The 14,654-nt window shown below is 69.5% G+C and carries 14 protein-coding genes and 1 rRNA gene; 3 read left to right on the top strand and 12 right to left on the bottom strand.

Going from position 1 to position 14,654, the window contains the following annotated elements:
* The 10 genes from QMK34_RS01925 to argC form a co-directional block, all read right to left on the bottom strand.
* Positions 1–206, bottom strand: a 16S ribosomal RNA gene (locus QMK34_RS01925); the annotation flags it as partial.
* Between the two features lie 411 nt (positions 207–617).
* Positions 618–1,892, bottom strand: a complete 1,275-nt coding sequence (gene tyrS, locus QMK34_RS01930) for a tyrosine--tRNA ligase (protein ID WP_326410685.1) — start codon at positions 1,890–1,892, stop codon at positions 618–620.
* A gap of 32 nt (positions 1,893–1,924) precedes the next feature.
* The gene (locus QMK34_RS01935; RefSeq protein WP_442785084.1) at positions 1,925–2,554 is read right to left on the bottom strand and encodes a DNA-3-methyladenine glycosylase; all 630 of its coding nucleotides are present in this window, start codon (positions 2,552–2,554) and stop codon (positions 1,925–1,927) included.
* A gap of 76 nt (positions 2,555–2,630) precedes the next feature.
* Positions 2,631–4,046: an argininosuccinate lyase gene (gene argH / locus QMK34_RS01940; RefSeq protein ID WP_326410689.1), complete on the bottom strand. Its 1,416-nt coding sequence runs from the start codon at positions 4,044–4,046 to the stop codon at positions 2,631–2,633.
* A 66-nt stretch (positions 4,047–4,112) separates the two neighbouring features.
* A complete protein-coding gene (locus tag QMK34_RS01945; protein ID WP_326410691.1) occupies positions 4,113–4,637 on the bottom strand; it encodes an arginine repressor in 525 nt (174 codons plus the stop codon).
* Complete coding sequence (gene argF, locus QMK34_RS01950) at positions 4,634–5,560, bottom strand: ornithine carbamoyltransferase (RefSeq protein ID WP_326410693.1); 927 nt, start codon at positions 5,558–5,560, stop codon at positions 4,634–4,636. The genes QMK34_RS01945 and argF overlap by 4 nt, the downstream gene beginning before the upstream one ends.
* The gene (locus tag QMK34_RS01955; protein ID WP_326410695.1) at positions 5,560–6,759 is read right to left on the bottom strand and encodes an acetylornithine transaminase; all 1,200 of its coding nucleotides are present in this window, start codon (positions 6,757–6,759) and stop codon (positions 5,560–5,562) included. The genes argF and QMK34_RS01955 overlap by 1 nt, the downstream gene beginning before the upstream one ends.
* Positions 6,756–7,676 (bottom strand): acetylglutamate kinase, encoded by a 921-nt coding sequence (argB, locus tag QMK34_RS01960; protein WP_326410697.1) that lies wholly within the window; start codon positions 7,674–7,676, stop codon positions 6,756–6,758. The genes QMK34_RS01955 and argB overlap by 4 nt, the downstream gene beginning before the upstream one ends.
* Positions 7,673–8,833 (bottom strand): bifunctional glutamate N-acetyltransferase/amino-acid acetyltransferase ArgJ, encoded by a 1,161-nt coding sequence (gene argJ / locus QMK34_RS01965; RefSeq protein WP_326410701.1) that lies wholly within the window; start codon positions 8,831–8,833, stop codon positions 7,673–7,675. The genes argB and argJ overlap by 4 nt, the downstream gene beginning before the upstream one ends.
* Complete coding sequence (gene argC / locus QMK34_RS01970; protein ID WP_326410703.1) at positions 8,830–9,858, bottom strand: N-acetyl-gamma-glutamyl-phosphate reductase; 1,029 nt, start codon at positions 9,856–9,858, stop codon at positions 8,830–8,832. Before argC ends, argJ begins: the two co-directional genes overlap by 4 nt.
* Before the next feature lie 267 nt (positions 9,859–10,125).
* On the opposite strand from argC, the gene QMK34_RS01975 reads away from it, so the two are divergent.
* Positions 10,126–10,797, top strand: coding sequence for a DUF4240 domain-containing protein (locus QMK34_RS01975; RefSeq protein ID WP_326410705.1), 672 nt, complete (start codon positions 10,126–10,128; stop codon positions 10,795–10,797).
* A 62-nt stretch (positions 10,798–10,859) separates the two neighbouring features.
* Here QMK34_RS01975 and QMK34_RS01980 read toward each other — a convergent pair whose 3' ends face one another.
* Positions 10,860–11,342 carry a helix-turn-helix domain containing protein gene (locus QMK34_RS01980; RefSeq protein ID WP_326410707.1) on the bottom strand — a complete coding sequence of 161 codons (483 nt, stop codon included), beginning with the start codon at positions 11,340–11,342 and terminating at the stop codon, positions 10,860–10,862.
* A gap of 128 nt (positions 11,343–11,470) precedes the next feature.
* Between QMK34_RS01980 and QMK34_RS01985 the strand changes: the two genes are divergently transcribed.
* The gene (locus QMK34_RS01985) at positions 11,471–12,118 is read left to right on the top strand and encodes a DUF4240 domain-containing protein (RefSeq protein WP_326410709.1); all 648 of its coding nucleotides are present in this window, start codon (positions 11,471–11,473) and stop codon (positions 12,116–12,118) included.
* A gap of 8 nt (positions 12,119–12,126) precedes the next feature.
* Here QMK34_RS01985 and QMK34_RS01990 read toward each other — a convergent pair whose 3' ends face one another.
* Entirely contained in the window at positions 12,127–13,713 is a 1,587-nt protein-coding gene (locus QMK34_RS01990; protein ID WP_326410711.1) for an alpha/beta hydrolase, read from the bottom strand.
* A gap of 196 nt (positions 13,714–13,909) precedes the next feature.
* Between QMK34_RS01990 and QMK34_RS01995 the strand changes: the two genes are divergently transcribed.
* Positions 13,910–14,605 carry a DNA alkylation repair protein gene (locus QMK34_RS01995; RefSeq protein ID WP_326410713.1) on the top strand — a complete coding sequence of 232 codons (696 nt, stop codon included), beginning with the start codon at positions 13,910–13,912 and terminating at the stop codon, positions 14,603–14,605.
* Positions 14,606–14,654 lie beyond the last annotated feature (49 nt).

Below are 14,654 nucleotides of genomic sequence, written 5' to 3' on the forward strand. Positions count from 1 at the left end.
AGAACTTTCAACAACCCTGGATGCCCAGAGAAGTGATATCCGGTATTAGACCCCGTTTCCAAGGCTTATCCCAAAGTACAGGGCAGATTGCCCACGTGTTACTCACCCGTTCGCCACTAATCCACCCGAAGGCTTCATCGTTCGACTTGCATGTGTTAAGCACGCCGCCAGCGTTCGTCCTGAGCCAGGATCAAACTCTCCAACAATGAATTGTTTGATCGAGACTATACTCTCAATCTCAAAGGAACCTCAAACGAGGTTAAAATACATAAGCTCTACTGGCTTAGTTCACTAGCACACTGTTGAGTTCTCAAGCAACACACCGCAGATCGCGCCCCACCACGAGGCCTTACCTGAAGCGAATTGTTCCTAGCAAGTTGATCCGAAGTGCACCCTACCCCAGCGTCGAAGCTTGCGCTTCAGTGGGGGACTGGTTGCCGCTCCGGGTGGAAATACCCACTCTACCACCAACCGGTGTGAGCTTGGTTCGTGTTCCCGTGGCCGCCGGGTTTCCCTGGCGACTTGCAGAACCTTACATGGGCGGACCAGGCCCGAAACAGGGGGGTGCCTTAGCTACGTTCCCGCAGCTCAGCGCCCTGTTTCAGGCCCGGCGCGGCTCAAGCCTGTACGCGCACGCCGGCGAAGTTCCGCTTGCCCTTGCGGACGACCAGCCACTGGCCGTGCAGCGCGTCCGCCATGGACGGCTTCCACTCCTCGTCGGTGATCTTGGCGTTGTTGACGTACGCCCCGCCCTCCTTGACGGTGCGCCGCGCCGCGCCGCGGCCGTCGACCAGGCCGGCCGCGATCAGCAACTCCACGATCGTGGGCTCTTCGGCGAGCTTGACCTCGCCGTCCGGCACCTCGGCCATCGCGGCGTCGAGCGTGCTCGCGTCCAGCTCGTGCAGCTCGCCCCTGCCGAACAAGGCCTGGCTGGCCGCGAGCACCTGCTTGGTCTGGCCCTCACCGTGCACCAGCGTCGTGAACTCCTCGGCCAGCCGGCGCTGCGCGGAACGCAGGTGGGGACGCTGTTCGGTGTCCTCGGCCAGCACGGCGAGCTCTTCCTGGGTGAGGAAGGTGAACATCCGCAGGTAGCGGAGCACGTCCCCGTCGCCGACATTGACGAAGTACTGGAACCACGCGTACGGCGAGGTCATGGCCGGGTCGAGCCACAGGTTCCCGCCGCCGGTGGACTTGCCGAACTTGCGGCCCTCCGCGTCCGTCACCAGCGGCGCGGTCAGCGCGTGCGCGCTGCCGCCGTCGGTCCGGCGGATGAGGTCGACCCCGCCGACGAGGTTGCCCCACTGGTCCGAGCCGCCGACCTGCAGTTTGCAGCCGTACTCGCGGTGCAGGTGGAGGTAGTCCTGGGACTGCAGCAGCAAGTAGCTGAACTCCGTGTACGACATGCCGTCGGTCTCGAGACGGCGCTTCACGGTCTCACGGTTGAGCATCGTGTTCACCGGGAAGTGCTTCCCGACGTCGCGCAGGAACTCGAGGACGGTCTGCTTGCCCGTCCAGTTCAGGTTGTTCTCGACCACCGCGCCGGTGGGGCTGTCGTCGAAGTCGACGAACCGCTCCAGCTGCCCTCGGATGCGACCGGCCCATTCGGCGACGACGTCGAGGGTGTTGAGCGTCCGCTCCCCCGTGTCGCGCGGGTCACCGATCATCCCGGTGGCGCCGCCCGCCAGCACGATCGGCCGGTGCCCGGCACGCTGGAACCGCGAAAGCATCAACAGCGGCACGAGGTTGCCGGCGTGCAGGCTGGGCGCGGTCGGATCGAATCCGCAATAGAGCGTGAGCGGGCCGGCGTCGAGGTCGCGACGCAGGGCGTCGATGTCGGTGGACTGCGCGATCAGGCCGCGCCAGGACAGTTCGTCAAGGATGTGCTCACTCACACCTGTAGATCCTCGCTTACCAGGTCAACCGATTACTGGGCGGGTCCGCGGCGGCGCCCGCCCCGGCGGTAGGCCGAGACGGCCGGGGAGCCGTCGATCCAGAACCGCCATGGGGTCTCCGTGGCCATCGCGACGCCGACCCTGGGCCCGGTGCGCACCTCGGACGGCGGTACGCGCTCCCCGGTCAGCAACCGGACGGGTGAACCCGGATCGGTGAGGTCGACGCCGTTCTGCACCCGATCGACACCGAGCACCGAGGTGAGGATCGCGGGCCCCTTCGCGACCGCCCCACTCCCCCTGGCCGCCGGTCGCCGCGCCTTGGCGACGTCGTGCCCGGACACGACCTCACCCGCGCGGAGCAGGACAGCGCCCGGCTGCCCGTCCACGGTGCCGACCACGTTCGCGCAGAAGTGCATGCCGTAGACGAAGTACACGTACAGGTGACCGGCGGGACCCCACATCACCGAGTTGCGCGGGGTCCGGCCGCGGTAGCAGTGCGACGCCGGATCGTCGAGCCCGCGATACGCCTCCACCTCGGCCAGCCGCACCGCGACGGTGCCGTCGGGCCCGGTCGACTCGAGCACCGCGCCGAGCAGGAGCCCCGCCAGCTCGACCGGGTCGAGTGCCAGCTCCTCGCGGGTGAACAACCGGCCGCTCGCCACGGTCACTGCCGACTCCCCTGCCTGGTGATCATCGTGCCCGCGAGTTTATCCGGGCCACGAGGACCACCCTGGACGGCTACTTCACCCAGTGCCGGTGTCCGCTCACCCTGGCGATGAGACGATCCCGCTGTTCGGCCACCCGTTCGGGTGCTGTCCCGCCACGCGCGTCGCGCGACCGGACGGAGCCCTCGACCGTCAGGACCTCTCGCACGTCCGGGGTGAGCGCCGGGTTGATCTTCTCGAACTCTTCGTCGGTGAGCTCGTCGAGCCCGACGCCGCGGCCCTCGGCCACGCGCACGCTCTCCCCAGCGGCCTCGTGCGCCACGCGGAACGGCACGCCCTGGCGGACAAGCCATTCGGCGATGTCGGTGGCCAGGGTGAAACCGGCGGGCGCGAGTGCGGCGAGGCGATCGATGTGGAAGGTCAGGGTGCCGACCATGCCCGCGATCGCCGGGAACAGCAGTTCCAGCTGCGCCACGGAGTCGAACACCGGCTCCTTGTCCTCCTGCAGATCGCGGTTGTAGGCCAGTGGCTGGGCCTTCAGGGTCGCGAGCAGGCCGGTCAGATTGCCGATCAGGCGCCCGGACTTGCCCCGGGTCAGCTCGGCCACGTCCGGGTTCTTCTTCTGCGGCATGATAGAGCTGCCGGTCGCCCAGGCGTCGTCAAGGGTCACGTAGCCGAACTCGGCGGTGTTCCAGATGATCACCTCTTCGGCGATCCTGGACAGGTTGACCGAGAGCATGGCGACGGCGAAGGCGAACTCGGCGACGAAGTCGCGCGAAGCCGTCCCGTCGATCGAGTTGTCGACGCTGGTGTCGAAGCCCAGCTCGGCGGCGACCGCTTCGGGGTCGAGGCCGAGCGAGGACCCGGCGAGCGCGCCGGAGCCGTAGGGGGACTCGGCGGTGCGGACGTCCCAGTCGCGCAGGCGGCCGACGTCGCGAAGCAGCGCCTGACCGTGCGCGAGCAGGTGATGCGCGAGCAGGACGGGCTGGGCGTGCTGCAGGTGGGTGCGCCCGGGGAGTATCGCGTCCGGGTGGCGCTGGGCCTGGGAAACGAGCGCGTCGACGACGTCGAGAGTGCCCGCGACGACACGGCGGGCGGCGTCGCGCAGCCACATCCGGAACAGGGTGGCGACCTGGTCGTTGCGGGAGCGACCGGCACGCAGCTTGCCGCCGAGGTCGGTGCCCGCGCGCTCCAGCAGGCCGCGTTCGAGCGCGGTGTGGACGTCCTCGTCGGCGACCGTCGGGGTGAACGCCCCGGATTCGACGTCGGCCGCGAGGGCGTCGAGCGCGGTGAGCATTCCGGCGAGCTCCGCCTCAGTGAGCAGGCCCGCCTTGTGCAGCACGCGGGTATGGGCGCGCGAACCGGCGATGTCGTAGGGCGCCAGCACCCAGTCGAAATGGGTCGACGCGCTCAGCGCCGCCATCGCCTCGGCCGGTCCACTGGCGAACCGGCCGCCCCACAGCTGCACCGGCTGGTCTTTCCCGCTCACGCTCTTCCTCTTTCCGCTCGTGTCTCATGGCTAGTGGGTTCCGCTTCAGGTGCCGCGACGATCCGCTCACTCACCGCTGACCACCTCGCCGCCGTCCGGGTCCGCGGTGGGCGATCGCCAGGCGAGGTCGGCGAAGCGCTCCGCCAGGTCTTTGCCCGAGAGCGGTTCCCTCGCGATCACCGCGACCGTGTCGTCGCCGGCGATGGAGCCGACGACCTCCTCCAGCGCCGCCCTGTCGATGGCGCTGGCCAGGAACTGTGCCGCGCCCGGCGGGGTGCGCAGGACGGTGAGGTTTCCCGACGAGTCCACCGAGACCAGCAGTTCCGCCAGCAGCCGGGACAGTCTCGACGTGCCACCTTGGACGCCCCGCACCGGGCTGCCGTCCTCGGGGATGACGTACACCGGCGCGCCGGAGTCCGCGCCGCGGAGCTTGACCGCGCCCAGCTCGTCGAGGTCGCGCGACAGGGTCGCCTGGGTGACCTCGATGCCCTCCGCGGACAAGCGTTTCATCAGCTCCGTCTGGCTGCGGATGGCCATTGTGGACACCAGTTCGGCAATTCTCGCCTTCCGCCCGGCCCTGCTCCCGGTCATCGTCGCTTCTCGTCCAGGAGCCAGACGAGCAACGCCTTCTGCGCGTGCAACCGGTTCTCCGCCTCGTCCCACACGGCGCTGGCCGGGCCGTCGATCACCTCGTCGGTGATTTCCCAGCCGCGGTGCGCGGGCAGGCAGTGCAGCACGATCGCCCCGGGGGCGGCGCGCTCCAGCAACGCGGCGTTGACCTGCAGTTCGCGGAAGGGGCCGACGCGGTCGAGCCCGTCGTTCTCCTGGCCCATCGAGGTCCAGGTGTCGGTCACCAGCACGTCGGCGCCGTCGACCGCGGCGTGCGGGTCGGTGAACACCGTCGTGCTGCCGCCGGTCTCGGCCGCACGGTGCTTGGCATCGAGCATCACCTGCTGGTCGGGCTGGAAACCCTCCGGCGACACCACCCGCACGTGCATTCCCGCGGTGGTTCCGCCGAGCAGCAGTGAGTGCGCCATGTTGTTCGCGCCGTCACCGAGGTAGACCAGGGTGAGCCCGGCGAGCTTTCCCTTGCGCTCCCGGATGGTCTGCAGGTCGGTCAGCACCTGGCAGGGGTGGAACTCGTCGGTGAGCGCGTTGATCACCGGGATCCGGGACGCCGACGCCATCGCGTCGATGCGCTTCTGGGCGAAGGTCCGCCACACCAAGGCGTCGAGATAGCGCGAAAGCACCCGCGAGGTGTCCTCGATGGTCTCTTCGCGGCCCAGTTGCATCGAACGGCCGTCGACGATCACCGGGTGGCCGCCCAGCTGGGCGATGCCGACCTCGAACGAGAACCTCGTCCGGGTGGAGTTCTTCTCGAAGATCGCCGCGACCGACTTGCCCTTGAGCGCCTGCGAGCTCAGCGGTGCGGCCTTGAGCTCGTCGGCCAGATCGAGGACCTCGGCCTGTTCGGCCGGGCTGAGGTCGTCGTCGCGCAGGAAGTGGCGGGGCATCAGTCGTCCTTCGTGGTGGAGTCGAGCGCTGCGGGCAACGCGGCGAGGAAACCCTCGGCCTGCCCGGCGCTCAGGATCAGCGGGGGCGCGAGCCGGATGGTGTCGGGCGCGACGGGGTTGACCAGGTACCCGGCTTCCTGCGCGGCCTTGGCGACCTGACCGGAAACCGGTTCGCGCAGGGCGATACCGAGCAGCAGCCCGGTGCCCCGGACCCCGGCGACCAGCGGGTGACCGAGCTCCTCGATACCGTGGGTCAGGTCCTTGCCGAGCGCCGCGACGTGCTCGTTGAGCCCGTCGCGGGCGATGACCCGCAACACCGCGAGACCGGCCGCGCAGCAGACGGGATTGCCGCCGAAGGTCGTGCCGTGGTGGCCCGGCTTCAGCAGGTCCCCGGCCGCGCCGACGCCGATGACCGCACCCAGCGGCAGCCCGCCGCCCAGTCCCTTCGCGAGGGTGATCACGTCCGGCACGATGCCCGCCTGCTGGAACGCGAACCAGCTGCCGAGCCTGCCGATGCCGGTCTGGACCTCGTCGAGCACGAGCAGCGTGCCGGTGGCCTTGGTGATCTCCCTGGCCGCGTGCAGGTAACCGTCGGGGGCCGGGATGACCCCGGCTTCCCCGAGGATCGGCTCGAGGAAGACTGCGGCGGTCTCGCTGTCGACAGCCGCGCGCAACGCCTCGACGTCGCCGAAGGGAACATGCGTGACGCCCGGGACGAGCGGCAGGAAAGGCTCCCGCTTGCCGGGCTGTCCGGTGAGCGTCAGCGCGCCCATCGTGCGGCCGTGGAAGGCGCCCTCACAGGCGACGATCTTGGTACGGCCGGTCAACCGGCTGATCTTGAGCGCGGCCTCGTTGGCCTCGGCGCCGGAGTTGGCGAACAGCACCTTGCCGTTGCCGGTCAGCCCGGCGACGTCGAGCAGGGCCTCGGCGAGCTCGACCGCGACCGGGTTGGTGTAGAGGTTCGACGTGTGGCCGAGCTGCGTGATCTGCTCGCTGACAGCGCGGACGATGTCAGGATGGGCGTGGCCGAGCGCGTTGACCGCGATGCCGCCGACGAGGTCGACATAGGAGTTGCCGTCGGCGTCCCAGACCTCGGCGCCTTCGCCGCGGACCAGGGTCAGCGAGGGCGTGCCGTAGTTGTCCATGACGGCGGACCGCCAGTGCTCCTGGCCGTCCACATTGGACTTGAGGTGGTTCACGGGAGCTCCGTTTCGGGGAAGACCATGGTGCCGATGCCGCGGGAGGTGAAGACCTCCAGCAGCACCGAATGGGCGAGCCTGCCGTCGATCACGTGGGCGCGGCGGACCCCGCCGCGGATGGCTCGGGCGCACGCCTCCATTTTCGGGATCATGCCGCTGGCCAGGCCCGGCAGCAGCTGTTCGAGCCGGTCCACGCGGATCCGGTCGACCAGCGACGACCGGTCCGGCCAGTTCGCGTAGAGCCCCTCGACGTCGGTCAGCACGACCAGCTTCTCCGCGCCCAGCGCGGCCGCGAGGGCCCCGGCCGCGGTGTCGGCGTTGACGTTGTGCACCACCCCGTCGATGTCCGGGGCGACCGTGGACACCACCGGGATGCGCCCGGCGTTGACGATGTCGAGCACCGCGTCCGGGTTGACCGCGGCGACCTCGCCGACCAGCCCGATGTCGACCTGCTGACCGTCCACAGTGGCCTGTTTACGCTCGGCGGTGAACAGCCGGGCGTCCTCACCGGAGATGCCGACCGCGTACGGGCCGTGGGCGTTGATCAGCCCGACCAGCTCGCGGCTGACCTGGCCGACCAGGACCATCCGGACGATGTCCATCGTTTCGGGAGTCGTGACGCGCAGGCCGCCCTTGAACTCGCCCGGCACGCCGAGACGGTTCAGCATGGCGGAGATCTGCGGGCCGCCGCCGTGCACGACGACCGGCTTGAGCCCGGCGAGCCGCAGGAACACCATGTCCTGGGCGAAAGCCTGCTTCAGCTCGTCGTCGATCATGGCGTTGCCGCCGTACTTGACCACCACGGTGGCGCCGTGGAACCGCTGCAGCCACGGCAGCGCCTCGATGAGCACGCCGGCCTTTTCCGCCGCTGTCGCCAGTCTTTCGTCAGCGGGAATGAGGGCCTCCGAGGGACTCATGACGAATAAGCGCTGTTCTCTTCGACGTAACCATGGGACAGGTCCGTCGTGAAGATCGTCGCCTCGTGAGAACCGACACCGAGATCGATCACGATCTCGACGGCGCGGCCGGACAGGTCGGCTTCGGACCGGTCCGAAGCGGTGGTGCCGTTCGCGAACAGGGTGACGCCGTTGATGGTGATCGACACGGTGTCCGGGTCGATGTGCGCCTGCGCGCGGCCGAGCGCCATCGCGATGCGGCCCCAGTTGGGATCCGAGCCGAACAGCGCGGTCTTGACCAGGTTGTCCTCGGCGACCGTGCGCCCGACGGCGATCGCGTCCGGCTCGCTCGCCGCGCCCTTGACCGTGAGATCGACGTCCTTGGTCGCACCCTCGGAGTCCGCGCGCAACTGCAGGACCAGGTCCAGGCTCGCGGCGAGGAGCTGTTCGGTGAGCTCGGCATCGGTCGGCTCGACGCCGCTGGCGCCGGACGCGAGCACGAGCACGGTGTCGTTGGTGGAGGTGCCGCCGTCGACGTCGAGCCGGTCGAAGGTGACCTGGGTGGCGGCGCGCAGCGCGCGGTCGAGGACCTCCTTGCTCGCCACGGCGTCGGTCGTGAGGACCGAAAGCATGGTCGCCAGGTTCGGCGCGAGCATGCCGGCGCCCTTGGCGAAGCCGCCGATGCTCCACCCGCCAGGGTGAGACACGTGCGTCTGCTTGGGCTTACTGTCGGTGGTCATCACGGCGGTCGCGGCCGCGAGGCTCGCGTCGGCGTTCGCGTCGAGCGCCTTGTACGCGGAGTCGACGCCGGACAGCACGGCGTCCATCGGCAGCCGCTCCCCGATCAGCCCGGTGGAGCACACCGCGACCTCGATCGCGCCGGAGCCGAGCAGCTCGGCGACCTTTTCGGCGGTCGCGTGCGTGTCCTGGAAACCACCGGGGCCGGTCGCGGCGTTGGCCCCGCCGGAGTTCAGCACGACGGCCTTGAGGCGCTGCTGCTTGAGGACTTCCTGCGACCACAGCACCGGCGCGGCCTTGATGACGTTGCGGGTGAACACTCCGGCAGCGACGTCGAGCGGGCCGTCGTTGACGACCAGCGCGAGGTCGAGCGCGCCGGACGCCTTGATGCCGGCGGCGACACCCGCGGCCCGGAAGCCCTGCGGCGACGTAATGCTCATGGAGCCACTCCTACAGTGGAAAGCCCGGTGGTTTCTTCGAAGCCGAGTGCGAGGTTCATCGACTGGATCGCGCCGCCCGCGGTGCCCTTGGTCAGGTTGTCGATGGCCGCGACGACGACCAGGCGGCGCGCGTCGACGTCCACGGTGACCTGCAGCTGAACGTTGTTGGAGCCGACGACCGCGGCCGTCGTCGGCCAGCGCCCGGCGGGCAGCAGCTGGACGAACGGTTCGTCCGCGTAGGCCTTCTCGTAGACGGCGCGCGCGGCGGCTTCGTCCACATCGGACCTGAGCGGCGCGCTCGCCGTGGTGAGGATGCCGCGCGGCATGGGTGCCAGCACGGGGGTGAACGAAACGGTCACCTGCTCCCCCGCGACCGCGCCGAGGTTCTGCGCGAACTCCGGCGTGTGCCGGTGGGCGCCGCCGACGCCGTACGCGCTGGCCGAGCCCATCACCTCGGAGCCCAGCAGGTTCGGCTTGAGACTCTTGCCCGCGCCGGAGGTACCGGTCACGGCGACGACGTTGACTTCGGTCGTGACGAGCCCCGCGGCCAGTGCCGGAGCCAGTGCGAGCGAGCCTCCGGTCGGGAAGCAGCCGGGGACGGCGATCCGCTTGGTGCCGACGAGCTTCTCCCGGGCTCCGGGGAGCTCGGGCAGGCCATACGGCCAGTGGCCCGCGTGCTCACCGCCGTACCAGCGCTGCCAGTCGGCGGCGTCGGCGAGCCGGTGGTCGGCGCCGAGGTCGACGACGAGCACGTCCGGTCCGAGTTGTGCCGCGAGCCGCGCCGAGTGACCGTGGGGCAGGGCAAGGAAGACGACCTCGTGCCCGGCCAGTGTCTCGGGGGTCGTTTCGACGAGGACCCGGTCCGCGAGCGGGGCCAGGTGCGGCTGGTGCTCCAGCAGCCGCGTGCCGGCGCTGCCGGCGGCGGTCAGCGCGCCGATTTCGACCTCGGGATGGGTCAGTAACAGGCGCAGGAGTTCGCCGCCCGCGTACCCGCTGGCTCCGGCCACCGCGATCTTCACCGTCATACGGATGATTATGCACACTGATGCAAGCTCAATCAATTCAGGGTCGGCTAGCCCACCGTCCCAGTGAGCCACTGCTGCGGCGAAGGGAGCCGGTCGGCCGAGGGCGCGTGCGTGCTCGAGCCGATCGCCGCGCACCCGCGTGAGACGGGTGCCAGGGCGATCCGGGCCGACGGCGGAGGCTGACCCACGGTCGTGCGCGGTCCGGCGAAAGTGTCGTCCCCTCGTTCTAGTGTCCTTTCCAGACGGAACCGGAACGAGGGGGAAACCATGAGGGAGCAGGACTTCTGGCAGCTGATCCGGCGCGCACGGCGGATGGCACGCCGTCATGCCGTAGCGCGGGACGAGCTGCGAAGACGATGGCGGCTGACCGACAGCCGCGAAACAGTGATCCAGCTGGGCAGGCTTCTCGAGGAGCTCCCGCTCAGCCGGGTCGTGAACTTCCATCGCCAGCTGGACCGCGTGCACCGGCGCGCCCACCGCTGGCAGCTCTGGACCGCGATCGGGCTGACCCGCGGCGGAGCGGACAACGCCGAGTTCCACCACGCGACCTGCTGGTTGATCCTGCGGGGCAGGCGGGCCTTCGCCCGCACGCTGCGGCGGCCGGACTCCTTGGCCGGGCTCACCCTCGACGAGGACGACATCCTCGACGCCGGTGGGATCTCCTTGCTGGCGCGGGAGATTCTCGAACCGGTGATCGCAGAGGAGGACGACCAGATCCGCCGGGTACTCGAGCAGACGCTCACCGACCTGCTGCCCCCGATCGGCGACCCCGGGCCGCCCACCGGCGACCGGATCCCCGAGGACCTCGCCACCCTGCGAGCGCGGTATCCCCGCCTCTGCGCCAGGCATCTCGGGAACGGCCCGGTGCCGACGCTGGTGATCACGCCGCGCGCTTGGCAGCGCGGCGATCCGCCGGGGGCAGGGCAGGTACGCCGCTGAGCGCGGCAGAAGGGCCGCCGCCACGGTGATCGTCACCGTGGCGGCGGCCTGCCGACCCCGCGTCACTCGGTCTCGGCGCGGCGGCTGGGCGGCGTCGGCAGATAGGCGCCCGGGTTCTCCGGGTCGCAGCCGACCCTGGGCAGGCGGGCGCGGATACCACCGGGGCTGCGCTCGAAACTCCGCGCGATCTCCTCGACGCTCTCCCCCGCCTGCCATCGGCTTTCCAGCTCGGCGTCGAGCTCCTCGGTCCACGGCCTGCCCTGTTGTGCCAGCCGGGCGCCCGGTCTTCGCCGCTGGGGCCTGGCGGCCCCGGCGAACGTGCACAGGGTGTCGGCGAGCACCTCGGCGAGCACGGGCACCGCTTCGGCTTGGACGTCGAGCCGGCCCTCGACCAGGCATTCGCCCTGCGGACCGGCTCCGTTGACGGTCACCGTGACCCGGCGGCCCGGTGCGGATCGGTCGTCGCTCGGCTGCGCGACGACCTGGATGTGATAGCTGCTGGTGCCGACCCGGACCTCGGTCCGGTGCTCTTCGATGATGGTCATGCCCGCAAGCTAGCGAGCACCCCCGACAGTTTTCGTCACCGGCGGCACCCGGCCGGTCGCGTTCGGCAAAATGTCGGACCCCCGGTCTACCGTCCTCGGCAATCACACACGGCTACTGAGGGGTGACCATGCGGGACGAGGAATTCTGGCGGCTGATCAGGCGGGCCAGGCTGGGGGACACGCTGGACGAGAGCCCGCCGGACGGCACGACGGAGAGCGAGCGGCTGGTGCGCCAGCTCCACGCGATGCTGGAGCGGCTGCCGGATTCGACGCTGGTCTCCTTCCACCGGACGCTGCGGCGGATCCACCGCCGCGCCGAGCGCTGGGCGCTGTGGACGGCGTTCGGCATCGCGCTGTCCGGCGCGGACTACGACGGGTTCCGCGCCGGGATCTGCTGGTTGATCCTGCGCGGCCGGGAAACCTACGAACGGGTCGTCGGCGAGCCGGACGAGCTGGCCGGGCTGCCGTGCACGCCCGGCGAGCTGGACGACGCCGAGGAGCTCGGCAGCCTGGTCCTCGACCTGCTCGACCCGAGCGGGCGGGTTCCTCGGGAGAACGAGGTGGCCGCTCGCGAACGGCTGTACGAAAAGCTGGGCTTCGTCGGGGAGCACGCGCGGCCGCGGGGCGACTGGGTACCGGAGAACCTGGCCGTCTTCCTGGCGCGCTTTCCCCGGCTCACCCGGCAGTACCTCCCGGAAGGCGGCGAACCCTGGACGACCATGGTGCGCTCAGAGTGGTGCCCCGGCATGGCGGACCAGGCCGGGGCACCGTCGTGAGACCTCACTCAGCCGTGGAGCAGCTGCGGCAGCAGGTCCTTCTTCTCCTGCATGGCCGCACTGTCCGCCTTCTGGGCGGGAGCGGCGGCCGCGGCGGGCACCGGCTGGGGCACCGCGTCGCACTGGGCGTCCGAGTGGTTGCCCTTCTGGCGAACCGGCAGCGTCCCGTTGGCCAGGTAGTCCGCGACCTTGTCGTCGACACAGGCCACACCCGAGAGCGAACCGGCGTGTGTGGTGCCGCCCGGAGCGCTGATCAGGCTCGACTTCGGGAACAGCTTGCGCACCTCGAGGCTGCCCGCGTACGGCGTGGCCGCGTCGAGCTCCTCGCTGATCAGCAGCGCACCGGCCACCTTGCTGCCGTCGACGTCGACCGGCTTGCCGGACTTCGCCGGCCAGAACGCACACGGCGCGTTGAACCAGGCGTTGCCCCAGGTTTCGAACGGGGCGCGGAAGTAGGTGATCCAGTTGTCGAAGCGCCACTTGTTCCAGTTGGTCGGCCACTGGACGTCGGAGCACTGCACGGCGCTGTAGACGGCGAAGCCGTTGTCGTCGCCGGGCGGGTTGGACGAGTCGTACAGGGCCTTGAGGGTCTGCCAATCGCCCTTCTGGACCCAGCCGGCGAAGGCGTTCGCCATGTCCTCCCAGCCGAAGACGTAGTACCCGGCCTGCAGGAAGATGTCGGTCCACTCGTCAGAGCCGATGACACCGCCGGCCGGGGTCTTGGCCAGCTTCTTCTGCTGCTCGGTCCACAGCTTGTAGACCGCGTCCCCGGTCTTGCCGAGGTGGTAGACGCTGTCGTACTTGGCGACCCAGTCGAAGTAGATCTTGATGTTCTTGTCGAACGCGACGTCCTGGTCGAGGTTCGCCTCGTACCAGACCTTGCGCGGGTCGACGTTGCCGTCGAGCACCATCCGGCGCACGTTCTTCGGGTACAGCGTGCTGTACACCTGGCCGAGGTAGGTGCCGTAGGAGAAGCCGTAGAAGTTGATCTGCTTCTCGCCCAGCGCCTTGCGCAGGCTGTCCATGTCCTGCGCGGCGTCGGTGGTCTTCATGTGCTCGAGGATCGGGCCGTTCTTGGCGCACGCCTTCGCGTAGCCCTTCGAGCGGTCCAGCCAGACCTTCTCCAGCTGCGGGCTGGTCGGGACGTAGCCCGGCCGGTTGTAGCTGAAGTAGTTGCCGTCGCAGGTCAGCGCCGGCTTGCTGGACCCGACCCCGCGCGGGTCGAAACCGATCCAGTCGTAGGTGTCACCGGCGTGGTTGGGCACGTACTTGCCCAGCACCGAGAGCCCGAGGCCGGAGCCGCCGGGGCCGCCGGGGTTGACCAGCATGACGCCCTGGTACTGCGCGCCCTTGTGCTTGACCCGGGAGACGGCGATCGACACCTCGCCGCTCTTCGGCCTGGAGTAGTCCATCGGGACCTTGAGGAATCCGCACTCGGCGCCGGCGTTCTTCAACCCGGTGCTCTGACACGGTCCCCAGCTGATCGGGGCCGGAGTGGACTCCGGCGTGGTGGGAGCGGCCGTGGCGGCAGGCGCGAGCGCCATCCCGCCGAAGGCGATCCCCGCTGCCGCGAGTGCGGCGACGAATTTCTTCACAGTGTTCCCTTACGTCCGCGTTCGACCCGGTTACGCAGAAAGTACCGAGACCTGGGAACAATCTGGTCGACCGACACGTATTCCGCTATCCGCCTTTCGTTGGTATCTGCGGCGCATCCGGCCCTCAGATCCAGCGGTCACGAGCGCGGCGTAGCGGTGTCGTACGGTCTAGGGTTCCGGCACCGGGAGGACGGTCATGACCGAGGTGGTGCGAGCGCTGATCTTCGCGGTACGCAGCGGACTTACCAGGGTGGCCGACCCGGGGAAAGCGGCGTCGATGCAGGCCTACATGAAGTCGGCGATGCCTTTTCACGGAGTGCCGAAACCCGTTCGCGCGAAAATGCTGAAGCCGATCTTCGCCGCGCATCCTTTACCCGACAGGGTGACATTTTCCAACGCCGTGCAGATCCTGTGGCGCGAGGCGGAGTTCCGGGAGGAACGTTATGCCGCGATCGACCTGACCGGGCTGAAGGAACACACACGTCATCAGGACGCGGACCTGATTCCGCTCTACGAGGAAATGATCGTGACCGGCGCCTGGTGGGACCACGTCGACGAGGTGGCCATTCGCCGGATCGGCCCGATCCTGCGGGCCGAACGCGAACGGGTGACGCCGATCATGACGAGCTGGGCCCGCGATCCCGACCGCTGGCGGCGGCGGACGGCCGTGATCTGCCAGGTCGGGGCGAAGACCGGCACGGACACCGGCCTGCTCGCGCACGCGATCGAGGTCACCTTCGACGATCGAGACTTCTTCCTGCGCAAGGGGATCGGCTGGGCGCTGCGGGAGCACGCGAAGACGGACCCCGAGTGGGTACGCGAGTTCGTCGCCGCACACCCAGGTCTGTCTGCTTTGTCCCGCCGGGAGGCGCTGAAGCACCTCGGTGGCTGACGCGCGAGGGAAAGCGTGGTCGTGGGGGGGGGGGGGGGGGGGGGGCGGG

It is taken from the genome of Amycolatopsis sp. H20-H5 (assembly GCF_035828755.1).
Lineage (GTDB): Bacteria > Actinomycetota > Actinomycetes > Mycobacteriales > Pseudonocardiaceae > Amycolatopsis.